29 protein-coding genes are annotated in these 24,351 nt (G+C 73.5%); 10 read left to right on the top strand and 19 right to left on the bottom strand.

Annotated elements, in window-relative coordinates:
- The first annotated feature begins 31 nt into the window (after positions 1-31).
- Both J7462_RS02045 and J7462_RS02040 read left to right on the top strand, forming a co-directional pair.
- Positions 32-457, top strand: coding sequence for an OsmC family protein (locus J7462_RS02045; protein WP_208566347.1), 426 nt, complete (start codon positions 32-34; stop codon positions 455-457).
- 269 nt (positions 458-726) lie between these two features.
- Positions 727-1,560: a hypothetical protein gene (locus J7462_RS02040; RefSeq protein ID WP_219460966.1), complete on the top strand. Its 834-nt coding sequence runs from the start codon at positions 727-729 to the stop codon at positions 1,558-1,560.
- Between the two features lie 145 nt (positions 1,561-1,705).
- On the opposite strand, the gene J7462_RS02035 is transcribed toward J7462_RS02040, so the two are convergent.
- The 6 genes from J7462_RS02035 to J7462_RS33140 form a co-directional block, all read right to left on the bottom strand.
- Positions 1,706-2,224, bottom strand: a complete 519-nt coding sequence (locus J7462_RS02035) for an ATPase (protein WP_219460963.1) — start codon at positions 2,222-2,224, stop codon at positions 1,706-1,708.
- Between the two features lie 157 nt (positions 2,225-2,381).
- Positions 2,382-2,828, bottom strand: coding sequence for a response regulator (locus tag J7462_RS02030; RefSeq protein WP_208566350.1), 447 nt, complete (start codon positions 2,826-2,828; stop codon positions 2,382-2,384).
- A 128-nt stretch (positions 2,829-2,956) separates the two neighbouring features.
- On the bottom strand, positions 2,957-3,325 hold the full coding sequence (locus J7462_RS02025; RefSeq protein WP_308290694.1) for an STAS domain-containing protein: 369 nt from the start codon (positions 3,323-3,325) through the stop codon (positions 2,957-2,959).
- 65 nt (positions 3,326-3,390) lie between these two features.
- Complete coding sequence (locus tag J7462_RS31685) at positions 3,391-3,732, bottom strand: hypothetical protein (protein WP_255597547.1); 342 nt, start codon at positions 3,730-3,732, stop codon at positions 3,391-3,393.
- The gene (locus J7462_RS31680) at positions 3,729-4,331 is read right to left on the bottom strand and encodes a B12-binding domain-containing protein (RefSeq protein ID WP_255598044.1); all 603 of its coding nucleotides are present in this window, start codon (positions 4,329-4,331) and stop codon (positions 3,729-3,731) included. Before J7462_RS31680 ends, J7462_RS31685 begins: the two co-directional genes overlap by 4 nt.
- Complete coding sequence (locus J7462_RS33140) at positions 4,258-6,225, bottom strand: PP2C family protein-serine/threonine phosphatase (RefSeq protein WP_308290693.1); 1,968 nt, start codon at positions 6,223-6,225, stop codon at positions 4,258-4,260. Before J7462_RS33140 ends, J7462_RS31680 begins: the two co-directional genes overlap by 74 nt.
- Positions 6,226-6,490: 265 nt before the next feature.
- Between J7462_RS33140 and J7462_RS02010 the strand changes: the two genes are divergently transcribed.
- Positions 6,491-6,841: an STAS domain-containing protein gene (locus J7462_RS02010; protein WP_219460960.1), complete on the top strand. Its 351-nt coding sequence runs from the start codon at positions 6,491-6,493 to the stop codon at positions 6,839-6,841.
- A gap of 84 nt (positions 6,842-6,925) precedes the next feature.
- Positions 6,926-7,279, top strand: coding sequence for an STAS domain-containing protein (locus tag J7462_RS02005; RefSeq protein ID WP_219460958.1), 354 nt, complete (start codon positions 6,926-6,928; stop codon positions 7,277-7,279).
- A 147-nt stretch (positions 7,280-7,426) separates the two neighbouring features.
- Here J7462_RS02005 and J7462_RS02000 read toward each other — a convergent pair whose 3' ends face one another.
- Complete coding sequence (locus tag J7462_RS02000; RefSeq protein WP_208566356.1) at positions 7,427-7,762, bottom strand: hypothetical protein; 336 nt, start codon at positions 7,760-7,762, stop codon at positions 7,427-7,429.
- 157 nt (positions 7,763-7,919) lie between these two features.
- Here J7462_RS02000 and J7462_RS01995 point away from each other — a divergent pair, with 157 nt between their 5' ends.
- Complete coding sequence (locus tag J7462_RS01995; protein WP_219460954.1) at positions 7,920-9,008, top strand: AI-2E family transporter; 1,089 nt, start codon at positions 7,920-7,922, stop codon at positions 9,006-9,008.
- Positions 9,009-9,035: 27 nt separating this feature from the next.
- Here J7462_RS01995 and J7462_RS01990 read toward each other — a convergent pair whose 3' ends face one another.
- Complete coding sequence (locus tag J7462_RS01990; RefSeq protein ID WP_219460952.1) at positions 9,036-10,337, bottom strand: NAD(P)/FAD-dependent oxidoreductase; 1,302 nt, start codon at positions 10,335-10,337, stop codon at positions 9,036-9,038.
- A 296-nt stretch (positions 10,338-10,633) separates the two neighbouring features.
- On the opposite strand from J7462_RS01990, the gene J7462_RS01985 reads away from it, so the two are divergent.
- On the top strand, positions 10,634-11,719 hold the full coding sequence (locus J7462_RS01985) for a hypothetical protein (RefSeq protein ID WP_208566359.1): 1,086 nt from the start codon (positions 10,634-10,636) through the stop codon (positions 11,717-11,719).
- Positions 11,720-11,945: 226 nt separating this feature from the next.
- Positions 11,946-12,977 carry a LacI family DNA-binding transcriptional regulator gene (locus tag J7462_RS01980; RefSeq protein ID WP_219460949.1) on the top strand — a complete coding sequence of 344 codons (1,032 nt, stop codon included), beginning with the start codon at positions 11,946-11,948 and terminating at the stop codon, positions 12,975-12,977.
- A gap of 113 nt (positions 12,978-13,090) precedes the next feature.
- Here the strand turns inward: J7462_RS01980 and J7462_RS01975 are convergent, their stop codons facing one another.
- The 5 genes from J7462_RS01975 to J7462_RS01955 form a co-directional block, all read right to left on the bottom strand.
- Positions 13,091-13,384 carry a DUF6510 family protein gene (locus J7462_RS01975; RefSeq protein WP_208566361.1) on the bottom strand — a complete coding sequence of 98 codons (294 nt, stop codon included), beginning with the start codon at positions 13,382-13,384 and terminating at the stop codon, positions 13,091-13,093.
- A 16-nt stretch (positions 13,385-13,400) separates the two neighbouring features.
- Positions 13,401-14,162 carry a ferredoxin reductase gene (locus J7462_RS01970; protein WP_374197497.1) on the bottom strand — a complete coding sequence of 254 codons (762 nt, stop codon included), beginning with the start codon at positions 14,160-14,162 and terminating at the stop codon, positions 13,401-13,403.
- A 1-nt stretch (position 14,163) separates the two neighbouring features.
- On the bottom strand, positions 14,164-14,763 hold the full coding sequence (locus tag J7462_RS01965) for a sulfite oxidase-like oxidoreductase (protein WP_307799081.1): 600 nt from the start codon (positions 14,761-14,763) through the stop codon (positions 14,164-14,166).
- Positions 14,764-14,864: 101 nt separating this feature from the next.
- On the bottom strand, positions 14,865-15,884 hold the full coding sequence (locus J7462_RS01960; protein WP_219460943.1) for a TerC family protein: 1,020 nt from the start codon (positions 15,882-15,884) through the stop codon (positions 14,865-14,867).
- Positions 15,885-16,173: 289 nt separating this feature from the next.
- Positions 16,174-16,587 (bottom strand): DUF2267 domain-containing protein, encoded by a 414-nt coding sequence (locus tag J7462_RS01955; protein ID WP_219460939.1) that lies wholly within the window; start codon positions 16,585-16,587, stop codon positions 16,174-16,176.
- Between the two features lie 221 nt (positions 16,588-16,808).
- On the opposite strand from J7462_RS01955, the gene J7462_RS01950 reads away from it, so the two are divergent.
- Complete coding sequence (locus J7462_RS01950) at positions 16,809-17,081, top strand: DUF2795 domain-containing protein (protein ID WP_219460935.1); 273 nt, start codon at positions 16,809-16,811, stop codon at positions 17,079-17,081.
- Between the two features lie 255 nt (positions 17,082-17,336).
- On the opposite strand, the gene J7462_RS01945 is transcribed toward J7462_RS01950, so the two are convergent.
- The 3 genes from J7462_RS01945 to J7462_RS01935 form a co-directional block, all read right to left on the bottom strand.
- A complete protein-coding gene (locus tag J7462_RS01945; RefSeq protein WP_219460930.1) occupies positions 17,337-18,311 on the bottom strand; it encodes a pirin family protein in 975 nt (324 codons plus the stop codon).
- A gap of 48 nt (positions 18,312-18,359) precedes the next feature.
- On the bottom strand, positions 18,360-19,283 hold the full coding sequence (locus J7462_RS01940; RefSeq protein ID WP_255597546.1) for a cell wall-active antibiotics response protein: 924 nt from the start codon (positions 19,281-19,283) through the stop codon (positions 18,360-18,362).
- Between the two features lie 105 nt (positions 19,284-19,388).
- Entirely contained in the window at positions 19,389-20,183 is a 795-nt protein-coding gene (locus tag J7462_RS01935) for a DedA family protein (protein ID WP_219460925.1), read from the bottom strand.
- A 72-nt stretch (positions 20,184-20,255) separates the two neighbouring features.
- Between J7462_RS01935 and J7462_RS01930 the strand changes: the two genes are divergently transcribed.
- Complete coding sequence (locus J7462_RS01930; protein WP_308290692.1) at positions 20,256-21,074, top strand: MOSC domain-containing protein; 819 nt, start codon at positions 20,256-20,258, stop codon at positions 21,072-21,074.
- 104 nt (positions 21,075-21,178) lie between these two features.
- Here J7462_RS01930 and J7462_RS01925 read toward each other — a convergent pair whose 3' ends face one another.
- The 3 genes from J7462_RS01925 to J7462_RS01915 all read right to left on the bottom strand — a co-directional run bounded on the left by J7462_RS01925 (position 21,179) and on the right by J7462_RS01915 (position 23,392).
- Complete coding sequence (locus J7462_RS01925; RefSeq protein ID WP_208566368.1) at positions 21,179-22,033, bottom strand: SAM-dependent methyltransferase; 855 nt, start codon at positions 22,031-22,033, stop codon at positions 21,179-21,181.
- 94 nt (positions 22,034-22,127) lie between these two features.
- The gene (locus J7462_RS01920; protein ID WP_255598039.1) at positions 22,128-22,943 is read right to left on the bottom strand and encodes a helix-turn-helix transcriptional regulator; all 816 of its coding nucleotides are present in this window, start codon (positions 22,941-22,943) and stop codon (positions 22,128-22,130) included.
- Positions 22,944-23,152: 209 nt separating this feature from the next.
- Entirely contained in the window at positions 23,153-23,392 is a 240-nt protein-coding gene (locus J7462_RS01915) for a DUF397 domain-containing protein (RefSeq protein ID WP_208566370.1), read from the bottom strand.
- Between the two features lie 267 nt (positions 23,393-23,659).
- On the opposite strand from J7462_RS01915, the gene J7462_RS01910 reads away from it, so the two are divergent.
- The gene (locus J7462_RS01910) at positions 23,660-24,310 is read left to right on the top strand and encodes a GGDEF domain-containing protein (RefSeq protein ID WP_208566371.1); all 651 of its coding nucleotides are present in this window, start codon (positions 23,660-23,662) and stop codon (positions 24,308-24,310) included.
- Positions 24,311-24,351: the final 41 nt, after the last annotated feature.

The following is a 24,351-nucleotide window of genomic DNA, read 5'->3' as shown; positions in this document are numbered from 1 at the left end:
GAATCCGGCCCACGAGTGAGGGAGGAACGCGATGCCGGATCCGAGTTCCTGGCTGCACGAGGCCAGCGCGACCGCCACGGGCGGGCACGTACGCACCGACGACGGTGGGCTCTCCACCGCGCTGGCGTCGCCGCTCGCGCCGCACTGCACAGGGTTGACCCCGGAGCAGCTGCTCGCCGCCGCCTTCGCCTCCTGCCTGCACCACGCGGCGGTCGAGGCGGCCGGGGAGATCACCGACGAGGCGCACACGGTGCAGGTGACCGCCGAGGCGAAGCTGGGACGCGACGACGACGGCCGGTACCGGGCCGACGTGCACGCCAGCATCTCGTCGGTGGGGTTGAGCCGCGACCAGTTGGCCGAGCTGGTCGCGTACGCCGACCGGCTCTGGCCGTTCTCCAGCGACGACAGCAGCCGGCACCGGTTGACGGTGAGCGCGGCCGACAACGGCCGGCACTGAGCCACATCGTTCGGCCGGTGGAGGCGCCATCGGTGGTACGGCCACCATCGCCCCCACCGGACGAACGATGCCCACCGATCGATCAGCAACGATGATATTCTGCCCGCTATCGCATTAATAAGTAATACTATAAGCGACAGAAGCGGTCTGAGTCTTACGCGGCTTCCATAGCGATATGCGGAGAAGATCCGGGCGGAAAGTGACCCGTTGTGGCGTAGGCCACCCGGCACGGCGGTGGTCCGCGGCCGAAACCTCTCTAGCCTCGGCGGGTGCACCCCGACGACACCGATGAGCAGCGACCGGCCCGACAGCACGCGGCTGACCCTTCGACCGGGGCCACCTCGGACGAACGGAGGATCGGCCGGCACCGCGCACCGGAGCCGCCCCGGCGGGGCGTCCGCACCCCGTTCGCCTCGGTCCCCGCCCGGATCGCCCTCGCCGGCGGCGTCACCTGCTGTCTGGGGCTCATCGCGTTCGCCGGCACGCACCACGTCGACCGGCAGCGGCCCCGGCCGGTGCAGGAGGTGCTGGCCGACCGGGCCGCCGACGAACAGCGGGCCTCCCGCGCACGGGACCGGGCCGCCTCGCCCCCGGCCGCCCCGGCGTCGGCGAGCCCGCACCCACCGGCCGCCCGCAGCGCCTCACCGACACCGACGAAGCCGGGCCGGCCCCGTCCGGTCGCCGGCCTCACCCCGGTCCAGATGGACAACGCCAAGAAGATCGTCGACGCCGGTGTCGATCTGGGCGTGCCCCGACGCGGCATGGTGGTCGCCGTCGCCACCGCCATGCAGGAGAGCGACCTGCACAACCTCGCCAGCGACGTGCTGCCCGAGTCGTACGACCACCCGCACCAGGGCAGCGGTTCCGACCACGACTCGGTCGGCCTGTTCCAGCAACGCCCGAGCAGCGGCTGGGGCACCGTCGCCCAGCTGATGCGCCCCGACTATGCGGCTCGGGCCTTCTATGCGGCGCTGGCCAAGATCCCCGGCTGGCGGGAGCTCAGCGTCACCGCCGCCGCGCAGGCCGTGCAGATCTCCGCCTACCCCCACGCCTACGCACGGCACGAGCAGCGGGCCACCACCGTGGTGGCCGCGCTGACCTGAGGCCCGACGACCCCGGCCCGTCACCGCAGCGGTGGCGGCGCCGACCACTGAGGCCCGACGACCCCGGGCGGTCGCCGCAGGTGGCGGCATCGACCGCTGAGGCCCGACGGCCCCGGGTGGGTCGCCGGCAGCGGGTGCGGCCCGGTCAGGCCACCCAGGTCCCCGGCTCAGGCTGGTCGGCCGGCACCTCGTCGACGCCGGTGGCCACCCGGGTCGCCGGCACACCCCCGGCGGCGGCGGTCGGGGTGTCGACCGGCACCGTCTCGACGGCCACCCCGGTCAGGAGCTGATCCGCCCGGGCGGCCCGGTGCCGCCGTTCGTGCAGCGACGCCTCGAACTCCCGCCGGGCCTGCACCGCCTCGGCGTACACCCGCTCCCGCAGTTGCCGGGCCTCCTCCCGGGCGGCGTCCAGCTCGTCGCGGGCCCGGGCCAGCAGCTCGGCCGCCGGCTCCGCCGGGCGGACCGCCCGGCCGGCGTCGGCCCGCCGCCGGTCGACCATCGCCAGGAGCAGGGTGGTCTCCTGGCGGATCTGATCCCAATCCCGCCCCGCGCCGGCGATCACCTCCGCCCGCGCGGCGAGTCGGGTCAACCGGACTCCGAGCTCGTCCAGGAAGGAATCGGCCTGTTGCCGGTCGGAGCCGGACCGCACGACGGAGAACCTCATCACGTGTCGCCCCCCAGGAAGCTGATACGTCTGTTCCAGCTCGATCCTGGCGGCAGCCGGCCGACACGGGGGCGGTTCAGGAAAAATGTTCAGCAATTGCGGGGCCGGCGGCCGACCGGGCCCCGGCGCGGGGGACGCGCCGGGGCGAACCGCGCGGTCAGGAACGCTTCGGCAGCACCACGACCCGGCCGAAGAACTCGTCGATCCGGCGCACCACGTCGTTGAAGTCGTCCAGGTCGATCGGCTTGGTGACGTAGGCGTTGGCCTGCAGGCTGTAGCTGCCCACGATGTCGGTGTCCGCGTTCGAGGTGGTCAGCACCACGATCGGGATCGTCCGCAGGTCGTCGTCCTGCTTGACCTCGCCGAGCACCTGACGCCCGTCCATCCGGGGCATGTTCAGGTCGAGCAGGATCACGTCGGGGCGTCGGGCGTCGACGTGCCGGCCCTCCCGACGCAGGAACTCCATCGCCTCCTGGCCGTCACCGACCACGTCGATGACCTTGGCGATCTCGGAATCCGCCAGGGCTTCCTCGATCATCAGCACGTCACCCGGGTCGTCGTCGACCACCAGGATGCGGACGGGGTTCGTGGCGCCTCGGTCCATGGGTCCAACCTGTCTGTCTCGGCGATCGGGGACGACGGTCTCGGTACCCCGTCGGCGGGAGAACCGAACGCGGTCATCCGCGAGGTGGGAAACCGGTCGGTCATCCGCTGGCGGGGAAATTTAGCCCATCACCGGGCGGACGGCGACCGCGGGTCGGCGGTGTCCGGCTGGTAACGCAGCACCTCGGCCAGCCCGGTGATCTGGAGAACCCGATCCACCCGGCCGGTCGCCCCGGACAGCCGCAACCACCCGCCCCGGGCGGCCGTCAGGTTGTCACCGCGCACGAAGGCCGCGATGCCTGTGGAATCGCAGAAGGTCAACGCGCCGAGGTCGAGCAGCAGGTGCCGCTCGCCGTCGGCCACGAGCCGGTCGATCTCGGCGTTGAGCGCCCCGGCCGCACCGAGATCCAACTCGCCCGCGAGCCGCAGGCACACGCCGCCACCATCGCGCTCGTCGTGCGTGACGGTGAAGGTCAACGTCGTCCCTCTCGCTTCCACCGCAGGAAGACCCTTGCAGTGCAGCAAGTATACGCAGCGCTCCCCGGGCGCCCCGCAACGCCGCGTCAGTGCCGGACGACCCCGGATGCGACGGTCGCCGCCACACCCAGCGCCACGAACCGTCCCGCCCGGGGGAAGTCACGCAGGGCGTGCCCGTAGTGGCCCAGGGTCGACGCGACCGCCGCGGTCGGTACCCCCCGACTGGCCAGGATCGTCGCCAGCCAGGACACGAAGTCGGTGAACAACTCCGGGTCGTCGACGTAGACGGCGGCGGCCAGCGAATCCACGATGTAGCCGAGATCACCGATCGTGGCATCCCACTGCGTCGAGGTGTACTCCCCGACCGACGGCACCCGGACCCGCAGGTCCGCCACCGCCGAGTCGATCAGCTCACCACGCCGTTTCACCAGGCCCGCGTACTCGTGGTCGGCGAGGTGGGACAGCTCCGCGGGTGGAACCCGACGCAACCGCCGCTCGTCGGCGACCAGGTCGGCCGCGCCCGGGCGTCCGCCGCCCAGGCGACCCCGAGCCGCCGGGCCCACCGGCCGTCCACACCGAACCCGCGCCCGCCGACCACCACCGGCACGTCCGAGCGCCGGCACGCCTCGATCATCCGGTGCGCGTACGGCAGCCGCATGGGCAGGGCACAGGCCAACGCGACCGCGTGCGCGTCGTGCCGGTGCAGGTAGGACACCAGGTGCGCAGCCGGCACACTGGCCCCCAGGAACGTCACCTGCCAGCCGCGCAGTCGCAGCACCTCCGCGACCAGCCGGGGCGGCAGGGCGTGCCACTCACCATCCATGCAGGCCACCACGAGCCGCCCCCGGGTGGGACGCGGATCGGCGTACCCGGCGATCGCCGCCACCACCCGCTCGCTGATGTGGGTCGCCGCGTGTTCCTGCGCCACACTCCACTCGTTGCGGGCCCACCGCTCACCCACCTCGACCTGGGCCGGTGCGACCAGGTCGAGCAGCACCCGCTCCGCGGGGACACCGGCGTCGAGCAACCCGGTGGCGACCTCGATCGCGCCGTACTCGTCCGCCTCCTCCAGACAGGCGAGGAAGTCGGCGAAGGCGTGCGCCGGGTCGACCGGGGCGGTCGGGACGGTCACGATCGGGGGTTCCTCTCGGCCGTGCCCGGGACAGCCGGGACGGAGTGCAGGTGCCGTCGGGACGACCGCCCGGCCCGGTCGCCCGCAGGGCCAGCACCGCGATGTCGTCGTGGTCACCGTGCCCCAGCCAGTCGCAGGTGACCTGCTCGACCCGCTCGGCGAGCGCCGGGGCGGGCATCCGGTGGCAGGCGGTCACCGCATGGACCAACCGGTCCTGGCCGAACTGCTCGTCACCACGTCGACCGCCCCGGGCCTCGGTCACCCCGTCGCTGTAGAGCAGACAGGTCTCCCCCACGGCCAGGCGTACGGTGACCTCACCGACGCGGGGGTCGGGGACCACGCCGATCAGCATGCCGCGCAGCGGCACCGTCTCGACCTCGCCGGAGTTGCGCAGCACCAGCGGCGGCAGGTGCCCGCCACCGGCCATCGTCAGCGACAGGCCGCCGTCGCGGTGCGGGCGTACCGTCCCGAGCACCAGGGTGGCGAAGCGGCCCTGACCGTGCGCCTGGGTGGTCTCCAGCAGGGCGTCGTTGAGCAGCTTCACCAGCCGGCCGGGGTGCGACTCGACACGATGGAGCGCCTGGAGACACTGACGCAACTGGCCGGTGAAGACCGCGGCCTCCACCCCCTTGCCCGAGACGTCGCCGAGGAAGAACACCGCGCCACCGTCGGCCAGCCGGTGCGCGCCGTAGAAGTCGCCACCGATGCGCAGGCTCGCCTGCGCCGGCCGGTAGGCCGTCCCCCACTGCACGCCGGCCACCTCGGGCGGCTCCACCGGCACCAGACTGGCCTGGAGGGTGTCGGCCACCTCGGCCTGGTTGCGGTAGAGGACCGCGGTGGTGAGCGCGGCGCCGGCCCGGGCGGCGAAGGCCCGGACGAGATCCAGGTCGGCCTCGTCGTACCAGCGGATGCGGCGGGCCACCAGCAGTACCCCGGCCGGGGCGTCCCGGCCGGGCAGCGAGACCATCCGGGCGGTCACCTCCGACGTGGTCAGCCCCGGCAGCCAACCGGCCTCGACCGCCTGCTCGACGAGCCAGTCCACGGCATGCGGCTCGACACCGGACAGCCCCTCGGCGATCGCCGGGGGCAGTGCGGCGGCGGGCAGCACGCCGCTGTCCACCGTGGGGGACTCGTGGTCGGCCCGGGTCGCCCGCCACCACCGGGCCCGCCCGGACCGGGGCGCCAGCACCAGCACCGCCACCTCGGCCAGGGTGGGTACGGTCAGCCGGATGACGGCGGCGGCGGCCCGGTCGGGGTGCAGCGGGTTACCGAGCTTCTCCCCCACGACGGCGAGGAAGGCGGACCGGGCCCGCTCGGCGAGCAGCGCGTCCGCCCGGGAGACGCTGTCGGTGACGTCCTCGACGTACAGACAGCTGCGGGACCCGGACAGCGCCACCCGGCGGACCCGCAGCCGCCGGCCGTGATGGCCGAACCCGTCGGGGTCGGTGACCCCGGTCAGCACGGCGAGCCCGGCGGCCAGGCCACGACCGGGCGTCACCTCGGGCAGCAACCGCTCGGCGACGGGGCTGACGTGCCTCACCACGCCGTCGGAGTCACAGATGATCAGGCCCTCACGGAAGTGCTCGACGACCTCGGACCAGGCGGGCTCGGACCGGGCGGGCTCGGGCCAGGGGGGCTCGGACCGGGCGGGCTCGGGGCTGGTGCCGTCCGGTGCCAGCGGGGGCAGCACGGCGGGGGCGCCGACGGACCGGGCCGGAGCCCGTCCGGCACTCGGCGTGGAGATCCGTCCGTCGCCCGGGTCGAAACCCCTGACGTCGGCAGCAGCCACCAGCTGAGCCCCACTCCCCTTGTCACCGTCCGCCTGTCACCGTTCGCCGGGCCGCGGAGGTCGTCCGTATGCGCCAATCTGTTCCGCTCAGCCTACGCCGCACGGCGGGTTTCGCCACCGCACGGCACCCGGCGGCCCGGATACGCGCTCCTGCGGACCCGCCGGGAGATTGTTACGATCCGGCTGATCCAGCCCGACCGTCGGCCCTGCGGAAAGGCGCGCTGTGGCATCCCCTGGCAGGACTTTCGAAGCTGCCCCGCTGACCATGTCGGTCGACGGGTCCGACCCCCGGTCACCGGTCATCGCGGTCGGGGGTGAGCTGGCCTACACCACCTCCGCGCCGTTGCGCGCCGAGATCGACCGGTTGCTCACGGGCCGGCCTCCGGTGATCGTCATCGACTTCGCCGGCCTGACCTTCATCGACAGCACCGGGCTGTCGGTCATCGTGCACGCCTGGCGCGAGGGCCAGCGGGCCGGGACGCTGATCCGCCTGCGAGCCACGCCCCGGTTCCTGGGGACCATCCTGGACATGACGGGGGTCACCGGGCTACTGGCCCGTCAGGCGCCGGAGCAGTCCGCCGTCGCCGCACCGAAGCCACCCGCCGCCACCGCCTGAACCCCCGGCGACCGCGCCCGGCCCCGGATGGGTCCCGCGAACCCCCGACGTTTCCCGGTCCGGGGTTGCTGGGAACATGAGGGCATGCGCCCGCAGCTGTTGTCCATCGAGGTGACCCGGCCCGATGCCGGCCACGCCCGGCTGCGGTTGACCGGTGACCTCGACTTCGACACCGCTCCGGAGCTGCTCGAGGCGGCGGCCCGGGTCCGCGCGGACGGCTGCCACGAGCTGACGGTCGACCTCGGCGGGGTCGGTCTGTGCGACTCGTCGGGCCTGAGCGCCTTCCTGGTGCTCAGCCGGGGCGGCGTCGGGCCGCTGCGGCTGACCGGGGTGGGTGACCGGCTCCAGCAGTTGCTCGACCGCACCGGCCTGACCGAGCTGCTGGCCGTGGAGCGACCGACGGCAGGTGCCGCCGACGACGTCCGCGAGGTGGGCTGAGCCACCCGGCTGCCGGGGTGGCCCCCGACCCTGGGACCAGGGGCCGGGGGCCGGGAGGGGGCGGGCGGGTCAGCTACACCCCGGTCATGTTCGTGCCGGGGCCGGCGGCGGGCGGCCCGGTCGACCCCGTCGGCGTACGGCCGACGGTCATCCGGCGACGGCGGGCTCCTGCGTCACGACGGCGGGTTGCCGGCGGGGACCGGTCGACCGGACCTCGACGGGGGAGGGTCGTTCGACGTCCTCCGGAGGACCGGAATCGGGCAGCTGGAACAGGTAACGGACGAATCCCCCACCCGACTCGTTCTCCTCCGCTCCCGGCCACTGCCCGGCGCAGTCCACACCGACGACCTCACGACCGGAACCGTCGGCCTCCTCCACCAGCGCCCAGAGGCTCACCGGGTAGCACCGTGTCGCCTCGGGGCCGATCCGCCACCGCGAGTACCAGCCGGGACGAGCCGGAACAATCTCCACGATCCTCTTCATGACGACCTTCCCTTCCGCGTGCCTCGGAAGACCTCCGGTCGCCTCGATGATCTGCCCCGGACGGGTGAGCGCCCCTCACCCCCGGCGAGTGAAGCCGCTGCCCGCCGGGGGTCCGGCAGAACGGTTTCCGGGCTCCGACCGGGGGTAGCCGCGCCGGATGGGGACCACCGACGATCGTCGTACCGCCCGCCGGGCGCTGATCGTGATCGGTCTGGTGTTGGCGGTCGTCATCGGGCTCGGCCTGCTCTGGTCCACCCGTCGGGTGCTGATCTGGATCCTGCTCGCGGCGTTCCTCGCGATGGCCCTCAGACCCCTGGTGGACCGGGTGGAGCGCCGGCTGGTGCGGCACCGGGCCACGGCCACCCTGCTGGTCTTCCTGGCCGTGTTCGGGCTGCTGGCGGCGGTGGGCGCGGTGATCCTGGTGCCGCTGCTGGACGAGCTGGGACGGTTCGCCGACCGGGCCCCCGAACTGCTGCGGCAGGCCCGCGCCGGGCAGGGACCGCTGGGCGGCCTGCTCGACCGGACCGGCCTGTTGGACTACGCCCGTCGCCACGGCGACCAGGTCCAGCGGTACGGCGGTGAGCTGCGCCAGCCTGCGGTGGAACTGTTCCGGGGCGTCCTGCGGACCCTCGCCGGCCTGGTCACCGTCGTCGTGCTGGCCTACCTCATGGTCCTGGAGGCGCCCTGGATCATCCGGACCATGCTCGGGGCGGTCGGTGCCGGCACGGGGGTGCGGTTGCGGCGGATCGGGCGGGGCACCTCGCGGGTCATCACCGGCTATCTCAGCGGCAACCTGCTGATCAGCGTGATCTGCGGACTGGGGACGTACGTCGTGCTGGTGCTGGTGGGGGTGCCGTTCGCGGCGGTGATCGCGCTACTGGTGGGGATCGCCGACCTGGTTCCGCTGGTCGGCGCGACGCTCGGGGCGGTCGTCGCGTCCGGGGCCGGCTTCCTGCGCTCCCCCACCGCCGGGCTGGTGGTGCTGGTCTTCTTCGTCGTCTATCAACAGGTGGAGAACCATCTGCTGCAACCGCTGATCATGTCCCGGGCGGTCCGGCTGAACCCGCTCACCGTGCTGGTCAGCGTGCTCGTCGCGGCCGAACTGGCCGGGCTGGTCGGGGCGCTGTTGGCCATCCCGGCGGCCGGGGTCGTCCAGGTGCTGCTGCGCGAGTTCGGACCCGTCGACCACCGCAGGGGTGACGATGTCGGCGGGTCCGACGCGGCCGGGTCCGACCGCCGGGGGTGAGCCGGCGGCCGGACCGATCAGCTTCGGTCAGCGGGTGCGCGCCGACACCTCGGGCGAGGAACTCTCCAACGGCACGGCGTTGGCCGGGACCAGGCCGAGCTGCGTCGCCGGGCGGGTCAGCGCCGCGTCGAGCACCCAGTCGGCGCTCACCCGCGCCCGGTTGCCGGGCATCGCCAGCAGGTGGTAGCCCCGGGTGACCGCCTTGGCGGGCAACCCGGACAGCGACAGTTTCAGCGGGTTGGCCGCCGCGTCCTTCCCACCGAGGTCGACCACCCAACCCAGGTCGTGGTGCTTGTACGGGTGACGCCGGCCCTGGCCGTAGGAGGCGGCGATGTTGCGCGCCACGAGCTTCCCCTGCCGCTGCGCGTGCTGGGCGGTCATCGTGCAGACCTGGCCGGGGCGGGTCAGGTCCGGCACGGCGGCGGCGTCGCCGCAGGCGTACACCTCGGGGAAACCGGGGACGTTGAGGTACTCGTCGACCACCAACCGGCCCTTCTCGGTCCGCAGCCCCAACTCGGCCACGAACGGGTCGGGACGGACCCCGACGCACCAGGCCAGCGTGCAGGTCGGGACGTACTCGCCGTCGGTGAGGCGTACCCCGTCGGCGGTGGCCTCGGCGACCGAGGTGCCCATCCTGACGTCGACACCCCGACGACGCAGCACCCGGTCGGCGGTGCGCGACATCCGCTCGTCCAGCTCCGGCAGGACCCGGGGGGCGACGTCCAGCAGCATCCACCGGGGCCGGACCGTCAACCGGGGGCGCTGCGCGTGCAACGCGTCGGTGAAGAGCTGCCCGTGCGCGGCGACCTCGGTGCCGGTGTAACCCGCCCCCACCACCACGAAGGTGGCGCGGGCCTGCTGCTCGGCCGGGTCCTGCGCCTGCTCGGCCAGCTCGATCTGGCGGACCACGTGGTCGTGCAGGTAGACCGCCTCGGGCAGGCCCCGGAAGCCGTGGGCGTACTCGGTCACCCCGGGGATGGGCAGCAGCTTGTTGACGCTGCCGACGCAGAGCACCAGCCGGTCGTAGGCCAGTTGGCCCCGCTCCCCCTCCGGGTTGGTGAAACCCACCCAGCGGTTGGCCAGGTCGACCCGGTCGGCCTCGCCGACGACGACCCGCACCCCGGGCAGGGTGCCGGTCAACGGGACCGAGATCCGGGTCGGCTCGACCACCCCGGCGGCCACCTCGGGCAGCAGCGGCAGATAGAGGAAGTAGTCGGTCGAGTTCAGCAGCACGATCTCGGCCCGCCCACCGGCCAACCGCCGCAACGTCTTCGCCGCGTGGTAACCGGCGAAACCGGCGCCCACGATCACCACACGAGGTTTCGTCATGCCCGCTCCCTTCCCGGCGGTCAGCACGACAAACGTGTCGGATCGCCCCGGCACCGTCGCACCGGAGCGGGGCGGAGCGCGCCGGGGCGGAGCGGAGCGGGGCGGCCGGTGACCCGGAGTCACCGTTCCCGCCGCCGCGCGAGGACGCGTGCGGTGCACGAGGGCGTTCCGGCCCGCCTGATACATCAGTGACGGGCTCCCGACTGTAGTCACACCGCGTAGACGACACCGTTGCTTTCGACGCGCCTTCCGCTCACGCTGAGTTCCTGTTCGACCACCACCAATCGGAGGGACAGATGAGAGTTCGCCGTGTCGTCGCCGTCGCACTGGCCGCCCTGCTGGCGGCCGTGGGGCTCGCGCCGACCGCACCCGCCGCGGCGGCCACCGCGGACCGTTGGGGTTTCGCCTACGTCGACAACCCCACCGTCACCAGCTGGACCGTGCTGGACACCACCCGGCAGTGGGGCACCTGGAAGACCGCCTTCCCGGCCGCCTGGGCCACCGGCATCAAGCTCGCCCCGGGCCGGTTCCAGGTACGCTTCCCGCAGATCGGCGCCGGTGCGCGCGGGGTGCCGCACGTGACCCCGGTGGACCGGGCCGGGCACTACTGCACCGTGGTGCGCTGGTTCCAGTCGGGCACCGACGAGATCGTCGACGTGCAGTGCTTCGCCCCCGGCGGCACCCGCGACGACAGCCGGTTCACCGTGCTGTGGACCGCCAGCTCCGGGGTGCTGCCGGCCGGCACCGCACACGCCTACGTCCAGGGCGGGGTCAGCGGCCTGGTCCAGTCGTACGTGTCCACCGGGGCCCCCGCCGCGCTGGCCCCGCTGGGGGTCGGGCAGTGGTCGGTGCGGCTGCCCGGGGTCGGGCTGGCCGGGGTGCTGGCCGGCAACGTGCAGGCCACCGCGATCCAGCCGAACGCCGGTCCGCGCCGGTGCACCGTGGCCCGGTGGGGCGCCTCCGGCACGGACGTGCTGGTCTACGTGTTCTGCTTCGACCAGGCCGGTGCGCCGGTGAACACCGACTTCACCCTCTCCTACCACCGGGGGCGGTCGGTGATCGGGTCGCTGGCCCCGCCGAAGTTCTTCGGTCACCTGGCCAGCGCGGCGGGCGGCCCCACCAACGACAACTCCCAGCTCGGGGTGGGCGTCAACACCATCGCACCGCTCGCACCGGCCGGCCGCTACCTGGTCACCTTCAAGCAGCTCGGCCAGAAGGAGACGCACGCCCAGGTCACCGCGCAGGGCACCGGGCCCAACTACTGCAACCTGACCCAGCCGTGGTCGTACGCGGTGGACGCCCCGGTGGACGTGATCTGCTTCGACAACACCGGCACGCCCGCCCCGTACCAGGTGCTGGTCGCCTTCACCTCCCGAATCTGAGCCGGACGTCGATGCCCGCCGGTGCACCGCACGGGCGGGCATCGGCCCGGGCGACGCCGCCGTACCGCCAGCACCCGCCCGGCCCGGCACGTGCCGGGGGCCGTCGCCGCCCCGCCCAACCCGTGGACCGGGTGCCGCACGTCGTCTCCGCTTCCCGGCCGGTTCGGCTAGCGTTGTCGGACCGTCGCCCCGGCGGCCGAGCCACGAGCAGCACGAAGGTGAGCCGATGGGACCGAAGGCGAGCATCCGGGACGTCGCCGCCGCGGCGGGCGTCTCGGTGACCACCGTGTCCCACGTGTTGAACAACAAGTCCGGCACCCGGGTCAGCGCACAGACCCGGGAACGGGTCGAGGCGGTGGCCCGGCAACTCGGTTACGCGGCGAACGGGCTGGCCCGGGGGCTACGGCTGCAACGGTCGTACGCGCTGGGGCTGCTCGGCGACGTCATCGCCGCCACCGGGCAGGCCGGGCGGCTCATCCTCGGCGCGCAGGAGACCGCATCGGCGCGCGGGTGGGTGCTGCTGCTCACCACCGGACGCGACCTCGAGGCCGAACGGCGGGAGATCCGGGCGCTGTCGCGGCACCGGGTCGACGGTGTGCTCTACGCGACCACGGACCACCGGGTGGTGCGGGTCCCCGACGAGCTGCGCCCGATGCCGGTGGTGCTGCTCAACGCCCGCAGCGACGACGCCACGCTCCCCTCGGTGGTGCCCGACGAGCGCGGTGGCGCCGCCGCGGCGGTGCGGGAACTGCTCGCCCACGGGCACCGCCGGATCGGTTTCGTCACCACCGTCGACGACGTTCCCGCCGCGCGGGGCCGGCTGCTCGGCTACCGCGAGGCGCTGTGGACCGCCGGGGTCCCGTACCGGCCGGAGCTGGTACGTGCCGACGTCGGCGACCCCGCCGGCGGGCACCGGGCCGCCCGCGTCCTGCTCGACGCGGCCGACCGGCCGACGGCGCTGTTCTGTTTCACCGACCGGATGGCGATGGGCGTCTACCGGGCCGCCGCCGAACTCGGCCTGCGGGTGCCGCAGGAGCTGTCGGTGGTCGGCTCCGACAACCAGGAGGTCATCGCGGACGGGTTGTTCCCCGCGCTGACCACCGTGGCGTTGCCGCATCACGGGATGGGCGCGTGGGCGGTCGAGACGATGGTGGAGCTGCTCGACCGGCCGAAGGGGGCCCGCCGCCGGGTGGCCCGGCACGTCGCCATGCCCTGCCCGCTGGTCCGCCGGGCGTCGGTCGCCGCCGCACCGCACTGACCGGCGGAACCCGCAGGTGCCGACCGCGGGCCCGGACCACACGGGTCCGGGCCGTCCGGCCGCGAGCCCGGTCGCACCCCGCGACGGCGGCGGGGACGAAGGCAGGTGGCTGGTCAGAGTGGTCGGGGGAACGGTTCGGCGGTCGGCATCGGCACCTGGAGGTAGGTGGCGCCACGCAGGTCCAGCCAGGCCCGGTCGGGGGCCCGGACCAGCCGCAGCATCACCTCGGCGCAGGAGGGACAACGACCCACCAGCCCCGGGGCGTGGGCCCAGACGCGCAGTCCGGCCATCGGGCCGACCATGCCACAGGACGCGCACCGCCCGGTCGCCGCGCTCAGGTCCACCGCGAGCAGCTCGCGCAACGGCCCGTCGAGCATGTTGCCGTCCAGGTAGGACATCTCGGTCATCGGTTCTCCTCGCCGGTCAGCCGGTCGGCCCGAACCGTTCGGTCCGGACCCGCCGGGTCGGGTGGCCCAGCCCCACCAACAGGTCCGCGACGGTCTCCACGAAACCGGTCGGACCGCAGACGTAACAGAGCGGTTCCAGGTCCGCCGGCCAGCCGTGGGTGTTCACGTCGGCCAGACCGATCCGGTGCGGCTCGCCCCGCCACCCGTCGGGGGCCTCGCGGGTGTAGACGTAGCTGACGTCCAGGCCGAAGTCGTCGCGGGCGCGGGTACGTAGTTCGTCGGCGTAGATGACGTCCGCCGGGGTGCGTACCGAGTAGATCAGCCGGAACGGCGCCCGGCTGCCGGCGGCCCGGCGGGCCCGCACCATCGCCATCAGTGGCACCACCCCGGAACCCCCGGCGACCAGCAGGACCGGCGCGGTCTGCTCGGACCGCCAGACGAACCAGCCGCCGACCGGGCCACGCACCTCCACCGGGTCCCCCTCGGCCCAGGCGTCGGTCAGGTACGGCGACACCTCGCCGTCGGGCACCCGCTGCACGGTCAACGCGATCCGGTCGCCGTCGGGCGGGCCGGCCAACGAATAGGAACGGGCCGCCTGGTAGCCGTCGGGGGCGGTGAGCCGGACGTCGACGTGCTGCCCCGGCAGGTGTCCCGGCCAGCCGGGCACCGACAGGACGAGGGTCTGCGCGGTGGGCGTCTCGATCCGGCGCTGCGCCAGCCGGGCCACCCGCCAGCCCAGCGGGGCGGCCACCCGGCCACCCGGGGCGGCTGTGGTCACCTCAGTCACCCTGGTAGCGCTGCTCACGCCACGGGTCGCCGTAGTCGTGGTAGCCGGCCGTCTCCCAGAAACCGGGCTCGTCCTCCACGGTCAGCCGCAGGCCCCGCACCCACTTGGCCGACTTCCAGAAGTAGAGGTGCGGCACCAGCAGCCGGGCCGGGCCACCATGCTCGGCGGGCAGCGGTTCGCCGTCGTACCCGTGCACCACCCAGGCCTGACCGTCACGCAGGTCGTCCAGCGGCAGGTTGGTGGTGTATCCGCCGTACGAGTGGGCCTGGGCGTAGTCGGCGGCGGTGTCCACGCCGTCGAGCAGCACGTCCAGCGAGACGCCCTGCCAGCTGGTGCCGAACTTGGACCACCGGGTGACGCAGTGGATGTCCACCGTGGGGGTCTCCTGCGGCAGGGCCATCAGCTCCGCCCAGGACCAGCGGAACTCGTCGCCGGTCTCGGTGGCGAGGACGAACTCCCAACGGTCCAGCGGGACCCGGGGGGTCGGCCCGGCGGACAGCACCGGGAAGTCCTCGGTCAGGTACTGCCCCGGCGGCAGGGCCGGATCGGTCGTACGGCGTCGGCCCTGGAAGCCCGGTGACACGATTCCCACCCGTCAGTCGTACCACCCGGCGGGTGTGCGCGGGAGGGTTCCCGCCGACCGGCACGCCTTCGGCGGCGACCCGGTCGCGGGTCGCCGCCGGGCGCGTACCGTCAGTGCTTGTCGGTGACGACCTCGACCTCGCCGGGCTCCCGGTCGCGGGTGGCCCGCAGGCTGGTCAGGGTGACCACGGCCAGGACGCCGATGATGACGCCGAGCGAGGCCAGGGTCGGGATCTCCGGCACGCCCGACCAGATCCCGTGGGCCCAGTGCAGGCCGAGCTTGACGCCGATGAAGGCCAGGATGATGGCCAGACCGTAGCTGAGGTGCACCAGGCGGCTCAGCGCGGCATGCAGGACGAAGTAGAGCGCCCGCAACCCGAGCAGCGCGAACGCGTTGGTGGCGAAGACCAGGTAGGGGTCCTCGGTGATGCCGTAGACGGCGGGCACCGAGTCGACCGCGAAGACGATGTCGGTGGCGAGCACCGCGACCACCACCAGGGCGAACGGGGTGAGGGCCCGGCGACCCTGCTGCCGGATCGTCATCCGGGTGCCGTGGTACTCCTCGACGACCGGCATGAACCGGCGCAGCAGCCGCACCGACCGCATCTTGTTGATGTCGACTTCCTGCTCGTGCCCGGACAGGGCGTCGCGCAGCAGCTTGACCGCGGTGGCGATCAGGATGATGGCGAAGAGCAGGAAGGCGAAGTCGAGGGTCTGCAACGCCGCCGCGCCGAGGGCGATGAAGATCGCGCGCAGCACCAGCGCCCCGGCGATGCCGTAGAGCAGCACCCGTTGGGCGAGCACCGCGGGCACCGCGAAGGCGGCCAGCAGCAGCATGAACACGAAGAGGTTGTCGACCGACAGGGACTTCTCGACCAGGTAGCCGGTCAGGTACTCGACGCCCTGCTGGGAGCCGAAGCGGTACCAGACCCAACCGCCGAAGGCCAACGGCAACGCGATGTAGAAGGCCGACCAGCCCAGCGCCTCCCGGATCGACACCTCGTGCGGGCGTCGGGTGACCAGGAAGTCGAGGACCAGCAGGGCGAGCACGCCGACGATGGTCACCGCCCACAGGGTGGGCGTGCCGACCGACGACAACCCACCGGCAGCAAAGTACGACAGATCGGTCATGGAGCCTCCTCGAACACCGTGCCATGTTCGAGGTCTCCTTCACCCACGTTCGCCGTGGGCAACCACCCGAGGCGCACCCGGGGCGCGCCGTACTGACCGGAATGGTTCGTGGGAAGTACTCCCCTCGTGCGGTCCAGGTTAGGCCAGGTCCGAGCAACTCGCCAAGTCAGGGCGCACCACCGTCACGGCGTCGTTGCCCTGGTCAACGGCTGTGTGCCCGGGGCGGCGGTCGGCCCGACGCCCCCGCCGGAGCCCGACCACCCGGTGGCACCGGGGTCGACCGGTGGGGTCAGGCCCGGCGCAGGGCGGCCACCCCGGGGGTGAGCGCCGGTTCCACCAGTTCCCGGTAGTCGCGGGGGAACCGGGTCACCAGATCGTCGAACTCACCACCGCTGACCGCCTCGCGGACCGTGACGAAGACCGCCCGCACCACGTCCCGGGCGGCCGATTCGTCCAGGTCGGCCCGCTGCGCCACCCGGGCGACGAACTCGGCCGCACCGAACCGCTCGGCCGCCTCGGTGCTCGGGCTGGGCCGCAGTGCCAGCCGCAGCGGCGCGGGCAACTGGGTGGCGAGGTCGAGCACCTCCCCACCGGTCAACCGCTCGGCGAGGGTGGCCAGGGTCGCGTGGACCAGCACCACGGCCCGCTCCGGGTCGGTGCGGACCCGACGGGCCACCTGGTCGACGAAGGTGTCGTAGTTCATGCGGGGCTCCCTTCGACATGAGGCCGGTCGGTTACCCGCCACGGCGACCCGGAAACGACCCGGTTCCCCGCCCTCGCCCGGGTCCGGTTCCGACGCCGGATCCCGCTGCGGGCCGTACCACCGGCAACGAGCCACTTTTCCGCTTCGGGGCGCGTGACCGGCCGGCGGACGGGTAACCGCCGCCGATCGTGACCGGCACGAGGCGGCGAGGAGGCTCACCGGTGGCCAGTCGAACCGAGGTCCTGCGGTACCTGTCCCGGCTGGACTGCCCGGCGACGCGCGACGCCGTGGTGCGCCAGGCCGAGCGGGAGGGCGCACCACCGGAGGTGGTACGGGCGTTGCGCGCGCTACCGCCGGTGGACTACGCCGACACCGCCGAGGTGGCCCGCTGCGCCGCGCTCGACCCGGCGCCGGAGGGCGACCCGGCCCGACGCGCGGAACAGGGCGACCGCAGGCGTCACCTGCGGGTCGCACAACACCTGCGGAGCATCTGAGCCGCCGGCGGCGAAGGTGGTCTGCTGCCCGGCCGGCGAGACGGCGGGGCCGGGAGGCGGGAGGGGTCCCCACACAGGCGGGCGCCCCGGGTCACGAACCGTGACCTGGGGCGCACGCGTGCCTGTTCACCGGCCAACCGCCGGGTGGCCACCCGAACCGGGTGGGCATCGCTGCCACGATCATCATATGACACGCCATCACCCGTACGGCTGATTGTTGAAATAGTGTGGGCTAGCACACGGCCGGGCGGCGGGTCAACCGTGCAGGTCCCCCCGCCGGTCCCGGGCCTTCAACCGGACAGTCGGCAGTTCCGGGGCGGGCAGCGGCGGGGCCGCGTCGTCGGCGACCCGCCCGAACCGGTCCCGGCCGGCCATCCAGTCGTCCCGGGCGGCGGCCACCTCCTCGTGCGAACGACCGACGAAGTTCCACCACATGACGAGCGGCTCGTCGAACGGCTCACCGCCGAGCAGCATCAGCCGGCTCCCCGGTTCGGCGGTCAGCTCCAGCCGGTCGCGCCCCCCGCCGAGCAGGAGCAGCGCGCCGGGCTCCAGGGACAGTCCGTCGACCCGGGCCCGGCCGGACATCGCCAGCAGGGCGTACTCGAAGCCGGGTCGCAGGCCCAGCGTGGCCGGAGCCGGCCCGTGTGCCTGGAGCTGCGCACCGACCAGCGGCGTGTGCACCACCGCCGGGGACCGCTCGCCACCCAGCTCACCGACGAGCAGGGTGTGGTCCCAGTCGCCGGTGCGCCAGCGGGGCAGGTCGGCGTGGTGGGCGAAGTCGGCCGCACCGGCCCGCGCCGGATCCGGCAGCGCCACCCACAGCTGCACACCGTGCATCAACGGCGGGTGGGAGGCCGGTGACCGCTCGGAGTGGGCGATGCCGTGCCCGGACGTCATCACGTTGAGCTGACCGGGCCGGATCGGCTGGACGTTGCCGAGGCTGTCGCGGTGCACGATCTCACCGTCGAGCAGCCAGGTCACCGTCTGCAGGCCGGTGTGCGGGTGCGGGGGCACCTCCATGCCGGGCCGCTGCGCAACGTCGTCGGGGCCGAAGTGGTCCACGAAACACCACGCCCCGACCATCCGCCGGGCCCGCTGCGGCAGCAGCCGGCGCACCGTGGTGTAGCGACCCAGGGGCACGTCGTGGCCGGGCAGCAGCACGCTGCCCGGGTCCTCGTCGGCCATGCCGGGTGGTCGGGTCTGCGCCGGCAACGATTCGGTACGGTCCACCGTCCGACTCTATGCCGGCCCGCCCGCCCCGGCGCGGGGCCGGCCGGTTCAGTCCTCGACGACGGTGACCGTGTTGGCCCCGGCGACGAGGTCGAGGTAGAGCCGGTCGGGTGCCCGGTCCCAGTTCGGCGAGCCGACGGTCGCCCCCCGGGCCAGCCCGTCCCGCCGGTCGCCGTACCAGACGACGCTGCCGGCGCCGGAGCCCGCCCGGACCCGCACCGGGGGCCCGTCGGGCGCCCGGACCACGAACTGGTTGACACCGCCGGTCATCCGTACCGTGCGGGTGCCGGTCGTCGGGGGTAGCCGCAGGTCGACCCGGGCCGCGCCACCGATCAGCTCCAAACCCGACAGCCGCGCGTCGGAGAGGTCGAGGACGTGGTCGCTGACCCCGCCGATCAGCCGCAACCGCCAGGTCACCCGCGTGTTGAGTACCACGTCGACGACGCCCCGGCCGGGCCGGTCCCGGCGGGTCACCCGCAGCTGCACCCGGTCGCCGGAGACCTCGGGCCGGGGGGTCAGGCCGGCGTCGGCCGGGCTGCTGATCCGGTACAGGTCGGCACCGAGATCGTCGGTGCGCAGCCGGAACGAGGTCACCCCGTCCAGCAGCTCGAAGGTCGCCCGGCGCAGCTCACCCACGGGTGCGGTCGCGGTCCGCCCGGCGGCGGCCTCGGCGGCACCGGCACCACCCGGCTCGGCGGTCGCCGCCACCGGCGGCGCCCCGTCGCGGCCACCGGAGATGACCATCCCCAGCCGGTCCGGGTTGGCCATCGTCACCACCACCGCGAGCGCGCCGAGCGCGACCACCAGCACCGCCGCGGCGGCCAGCAGCCGCGCCCCCCGGGGCCACGGCGACCGGTCCGCCCGGTCGCCGTCGGTCACCTCGACCGGCTCACCCGTCACCTCGATCACCGGCTCGAAGACCGGTTGCTGCTGCCCCGCCGTCGGACGGTGCTCCTGATCCGGCTCCGCCATCGTGCCTCCCCTGTCCCGGTCCCCGCACAGCAGTACGGACGCGCAGCCGCAACGGATCAGTCCGGTCGGCGTACGGTGGCGGACGTCGCCGGGGCCGGGGCCGGATCAGTCGGTGTCGCGTCCCCAGACGCCACCCCGGTAGACGGTCCCCCGGTAGGTCGTGTCCCCGCCGGGCTCCGCCGGCCCGGCGGCGGCATCGCCGGGCGGGACGCCGCCGGCCGGGGTGTCGGCGCGGGCGGCGCGGGCCCGGCGGACCCGGTTGACCACGAACCAGCCGGCGGCGGCGACGCAGACCACGATGACGACCTTCTGGAACGACCCGACGTACTCCTCGACGACGTGCCAGTTGTCGCCGAGCAGGAAGCCGGCCATCACGAAGGTGGTGTTCCAGATCAGGCTGCCCAGCGTGGTGTAGAGCAGGAACGTCAGGATCGGCATCCGCTCCACCCCCGCCGGGATGGAGATGAGGCTACGGAAGATCGGGATCATCCGCCCGAAGAACACCGCCTTGACCCCGTGCTTGAGGAACCACGCCTCGGTGCGGTCCACGTCGCTCAGCTTGACCAGCGGCAGCCGGGCCGCGACGGCACGCATCCGGTCGCGCCCCAGCGCCGCGCCGATGCCGTAGAGCACCCACGCGCCGACCACGGAACCGAGGGTGGTCCAGAGGATCGCCGAGACCAGGCTGATCCGCCCCTGGGCGGCGGCGAAGCCGGCCAGCGGCAGGATCACCTCGCTGGGGATCGGCGGGAACAGGTTCTCCAGCGCCACCGCCAACCCCGCGCCGGGCCCGCCGAGCCGCTCCACCAGGCCGGTGACGAAACCCACCGGTCCCTCGGACGACGGCTCGGCGGTGGACACGACCGTACGGGGGTTGAGTGCCAGGGAGCGTGGGATCATCCGACAAAGTTACGAGCCGGTCGACGAATCGACCACGCGGACCGTGCGTACCTGACCGTTTACGCTGGGCCGGTGGGCGGAGTGTTGACTCAGGTGTGGCGGTATCCGGTCAAGTCGATGCTGGGCGAACCGCTACACGGCGCCATGGTGGACGGTCGGGGGCTGGCCGGGGACCGCCGGCTCGCCGTGCTGGACCGCGACACCGGGCGGGTCGGCAGCGCGAAGCGGCCCCGCCGGTGGTCGGCCCTGCTCGGGGTCCGCGCGACCGGTGCCGCCCCCGACCGGGTACGCCTCACCCTCCCCGACGGCACCGGCTACGCCCACCCCGACGACGGCCTGGACACCGCGCTGTCCCGGCTGCTCGGCCGGTCGGTCACGCTGACCGGCACGGTGCCCGCCGACGCCCTGCTGGACCGGGCCGACCCGGACGCGGTGCTGGCCGAGGGAGCCGATGCCGACGTGCCGGTCACCGGGAACCCGTTGGGTGGCGTCGCCCCGGCCGGCAGCCTGGTCGACTTCGCACCGCTGCACCTGCTCACCACGGCCAGCCTGGACGCGCTCGACCTGCCCTGGGAGGCGGCTCCGCGCTACCGGCCCAACCTGGTCGTCGCCACCGACGCGACGGGTTTCGTGGAGAACTCCTGGGTGGGTCGGGAGCTGCGCGTCGGTGCGGAGGTGGTGCTGCGGGTGGTCGCGCCGACCCCCCGGTGCGCGGTGCCCACCCTGGCACACGGCGAGCTACCCGGGGATCCGGAGGCGCTGCGGCGGCCGGCCCGACGCAACCGGGTGGTCCCCGTGCCCGACCTGGGGGCGCAGCCCTGCGTCGGGGCGTACGCGGTGGTGGTGCGGGGCGGTCGGGTCACCGCCGGGGACCGGGTCGGGCCGGCCTGACCGTAGGCAGCCCGCCGCGTAGGAGTCCACGCGGGGTGAGCGGAGCGTCGGGTCGCCCGTGCGGGGAGCCCTCCGGCGTCGGCCCGGCCGGTCGACGGGACGGGTCAGGGCTTGCGGCCGAGTGCGCAGTACATGCTCACCTCGTCCACCGTGGGGCGGGGCTGTGGTTCGGCCTCGGCCCGCCAGCGGGCGACCGAGACGAAGCCGGGCTCGACCACCTCCAGGCCGTCGAAGAACCTGGCGAAGTCGTCCCGGCTGCGCAGGTTGATCCCGCCCGGTGGGTTGCCCGCCCGGGTCGTCTCCCGGGCGGCCTCGGCGACGTCCGGAGGAAGGTGGTCGTAGGTGGCGTGCGAGGCGGCCAGGTAACTGCCCGGCGGTAGTTCCGCGAGCAACCGGCGGACCACGGCGTACGGGTCCTCGGCCTCCCCCACGAAGTGCAGGATGGCCACCAGCATCAGGGCGACCGGCTGCCCCAGGTCGAGGGTGCGCCGCAGCTCGGGGTGGTGCAGGATCTTCTCGGGTTCACGCAGGTCGGCGTCGATGTAGGCGGTGGCGCCCTCGGGCGAGCTGGTCAGCAGGGCGCGGGCGTGGGCCAGCACGATCGGGTCGTTGTCGACGTAGACCACCCGGGACTGCGGGGCGACGGACTGGGCCACCTCGTGGGTGTTGTTCGCCGTCGGGATGCCGGTGCCGATGTCGAGGAACTGTCGGATGCCCGCCTCACGGGCCAGGTGGGCCACGGCCCGTTGCAGGAAGCGACGGTTCTCCAGGGCGGCGGTGCGGATGGTCGGGAAGGCCGCGGCCATGGCGTCGCCGGAGTCGCGGTCGGCCTGGAAGTTGTCCTTGCCACCGAGCCAGTAGTTGTAGCGGCGGGCCGGATGCGCGACCGAGGTGTCGATCCGGTCGCTGGGATGCTGGGCGGCGCCCGTCGGGGCATCGGTGGTCACCGGGTCCTCCATGACTGCGCGCCACCGGTCGATGGCGTCCGTCCACTGTCTGCGGTTCTGATCATCGTAGAGGCCGCCCCGCCGGGGTGGCGGGCCGGTGCGGTGGTCACTGCGGGTACAGCTCGTCACGCAGTCGGGCGAGGACCTCCGGTGTGCGCTCCGGCGGGGTGGCCTCGACGCAGAGGCGTTCCATCGCCGCCGCGTAGTAGTCCAGGTCTTCCCGCTTGTCGAGGTAGAGCGCACTGGTCAGCTGCTCGATGTAGACGATGTCGGGCAGGTCGTCGTCGCCGAACCGCAGGATCGTGAACGCCCCGCCGGCCGCCGCGTGGCCACCGGCGTCGAACGGGATGACCTGCAACCGGACGTGCGGCGACCGGGTCGCCTCGATCAACGCGGTCAGCTGCCCCCGCATCACCTGCGGGCCGCCGATCGGCCGGCGCAGGGCGGCCTCGTCGATCACCGCCCAGAGCTGCGGCGGGTCGGGGCGGTGCAGCACCTGCTGACGCTGGACACGCAGCTCCACCCGGCGGTCGACCTCCTCGACCGCCGCGCCCCGGTGGCCGAGCAGGACCACCGCGCGGGCGTACTCCGGGGTCTGGAGCAGGCCGGGGACGAACTGCACCTCGTAGCTGCGGATCAACGCGGCGGCGGCCTCCAGGCCCAGGTAGGACTGGAACCAGGTGGGCAGCACGTCGCCGTAGCGGTGCCACCAGCCGGGGCTGTTGGCGTCGCGGGCCAGCTTGAGCAGCGCGTCGCGGTCGGCGGCGGCGGTGACCCCGTAGAGGGTGAGCAGGTCGGCGACGTCCCGCTCCTTGAAGCCGACCCGGCCCAGCTCCATCCGGCTGATCTTCGACTCCGAGGAGCGGATCTCCCAACCGGCACCCTCCCGCGTGACACCGCTGGCCTCCCGCAGCCGGCGCAGCTACGCGCCGAGCAGCATCCGCAACACCGTGGGGCCGGTGGCCGGTCCCCCCTCGGCGGCAACCATCGTCACGTGCCCGCCCCTCCGCGCATGCCCATCCGTTCACGGTCCCCGGGCCCCGCCCGACCGACGAGTAAGCATGCCATGGACCGTCCGTGAGATGAACATCCTCCGGACGGACACGGTCCCATGAGCGGGACCACCAGGTGTCAGTCGATCAGATGGTCGAAGTCGCCGTCGCGCGCGCCGAGGACGAATGCCGCTATCTCGTCCACCGTGTAGATCAGGGCCGGCCCCTCGGGGTGGCGCGAGTTGCGCATGGCGATGCCCGCCCCGCCGGGGAGTTCGGCCAACTCGACACAGTTGCCGCTGGGGTTGCTCCGCCGGCTCTTCTCCCACCTCAGGGGGGGCAACTCGGTGGTGGGGACGCCGTTTTGAGGCTGCTGCATGGATGTCTTTCTGTCGGGGTTCGGACCCACTGTCGCAAGGGGATGGTGCGGGTTCGAGGGTGGTGCGACATCAGATCCGGCCGTGCTGCACGTGCATCTGCTATTGCATCTGCACCAGACAGCGAGCATGATAACGCACGTGCGCGGTACTTATCCGTTCACTTTGAGTGACCAGCCCCAGGGCATTCACCTGGGAAAACGGCGACCCTGCGCGGCACGACGGCCGCCGCCGCCCGGGTCGTACGCCGACACTGCGAGGGAGGACCCGTGCCGGATCCGTTGACCGTCGCGTCCGGCGTCTCCGCAGCCGGGGCCCTGGTCTCGGTGTGGCAGCTACGCCGCCGGGCGCTTGCGGCCGAGGCGGAACTGGAGCACCTCCAGGCCGAACTGGCCGCCGAACGGCACGCCGCCAGTCACGACCCGCTCACCGGGCTGCCCAACCGGCGGGCCTTCTACCGGCTGGCCGCCGCGCTGCTCACCGATGCCGGCGGGCAGCCCCTCATCGCGGTCGTCCTCGACCTCAACGACTTCAAGCAGGTCAACGACCGCTACGGGCACGCCGCCGGCGACCAGGTGCTGATCAGCGTCGCCCAACGGCTGGCCGCCTTCGCCGGCGACAACCTGGTCGCGCGGCTCGGCGGCGACGAGTTCGCCGGCCTGCTGGCCAGCCCGTCGGTCGACCGACGCTGGATCGACCACGCCACCCGTCGGCTCTGCGAGGCGCTGGCCGCCCCCATCCCGCTGGGCCCGTGCAGCGTCCGGGTCACCGCCTCGGTCGGGCTAGCCCCCGTCACCGGCCCCACCCAACTCGCCGACGCGCTGTGCCGGGCCGACGCCGCCATGTACCGGGCGAAGGGTGTCACCAGCCGTCAGTCACCCCGGCAACTACTCGACGTGGCCCGCCTCGCCGAGTGCTGAAACCCACCACCGGCCGGGACGGCCCCGGCCACACCGGCAGC

The organism is Micromonospora sp. RL09-050-HVF-A (assembly GCF_019374995.1).
GTDB lineage: Bacteria > Actinomycetota > Actinomycetes > Mycobacteriales > Micromonosporaceae > Micromonospora > Micromonospora antibiotica.
This window is presented reverse-complemented; position numbering and strand designations above follow the sequence as displayed.

Excerpts from the sequence above, each read along its gene's own strand:
- J7462_RS02045 (WP_208566347.1), top strand. The coding sequence starts at position 32 with ATGCCGGATCCGAGTTCCTGGCTGCACGAGGCCAGCGCGACCGCCACG.
- J7462_RS02035 (WP_219460963.1), bottom strand. The coding sequence starts at position 2,224 with ATGAGGTTCTCCGTCGTGCGGTCCGGCTCCGACCGGCAACAGGCCGAT.
- J7462_RS02030 (WP_208566350.1), bottom strand. The coding sequence starts at position 2,828 with ATGGACCGAGGCGCCACGAACCCCGTCCGCATCCTGGTGGTCGACGAC.
- J7462_RS02010 (WP_219460960.1), top strand. The coding sequence starts at position 6,491 with ATGTCGGTCGACGGGTCCGACCCCCGGTCACCGGTCATCGCGGTCGGG.
- J7462_RS02005 (WP_219460958.1), top strand. The coding sequence starts at position 6,926 with ATGCGCCCGCAGCTGTTGTCCATCGAGGTGACCCGGCCCGATGCCGGC.
- J7462_RS02000 (WP_208566356.1), bottom strand. The coding sequence starts at position 7,762 with ATGAAGAGGATCGTGGAGATTGTTCCGGCTCGTCCCGGCTGGTACTCG.
- J7462_RS01995 (WP_219460954.1), top strand. The coding sequence starts at position 7,920 with ATGGGGACCACCGACGATCGTCGTACCGCCCGCCGGGCGCTGATCGTG.
- J7462_RS01990 (WP_219460952.1), bottom strand. The coding sequence starts at position 10,337 with ATGACGAAACCTCGTGTGGTGATCGTGGGCGCCGGTTTCGCCGGTTAC.
- J7462_RS01985 (WP_208566359.1), top strand. The coding sequence starts at position 10,634 with ATGAGAGTTCGCCGTGTCGTCGCCGTCGCACTGGCCGCCCTGCTGGCG.
- J7462_RS01980 (WP_219460949.1), top strand. The coding sequence starts at position 11,946 with ATGGGACCGAAGGCGAGCATCCGGGACGTCGCCGCCGCGGCGGGCGTC.
- J7462_RS01975 (WP_208566361.1), bottom strand. The coding sequence starts at position 13,384 with ATGACCGAGATGTCCTACCTGGACGGCAACATGCTCGACGGGCCGTTG.
- J7462_RS01960 (WP_219460943.1), bottom strand. The coding sequence starts at position 15,884 with ATGACCGATCTGTCGTACTTTGCTGCCGGTGGGTTGTCGTCGGTCGGC.
- J7462_RS01955 (WP_219460939.1), bottom strand. The coding sequence starts at position 16,587 with ATGAACTACGACACCTTCGTCGACCAGGTGGCCCGTCGGGTCCGCACC.
- J7462_RS01940 (WP_255597546.1), bottom strand. The coding sequence starts at position 19,283 with ATGGCGGAGCCGGATCAGGAGCACCGTCCGACGGCGGGGCAGCAGCAA.
- J7462_RS01935 (WP_219460925.1), bottom strand. The coding sequence starts at position 20,183 with ATGATCCCACGCTCCCTGGCACTCAACCCCCGTACGGTCGTGTCCACC.
- J7462_RS01925 (WP_208566368.1), bottom strand. The coding sequence starts at position 22,033 with ATGGAGGACCCGGTGACCACCGATGCCCCGACGGGCGCCGCCCAGCAT.
- J7462_RS01915 (WP_208566370.1), bottom strand. The coding sequence starts at position 23,392 with ATGCAGCAGCCTCAAAACGGCGTCCCCACCACCGAGTTGCCCCCCCTG.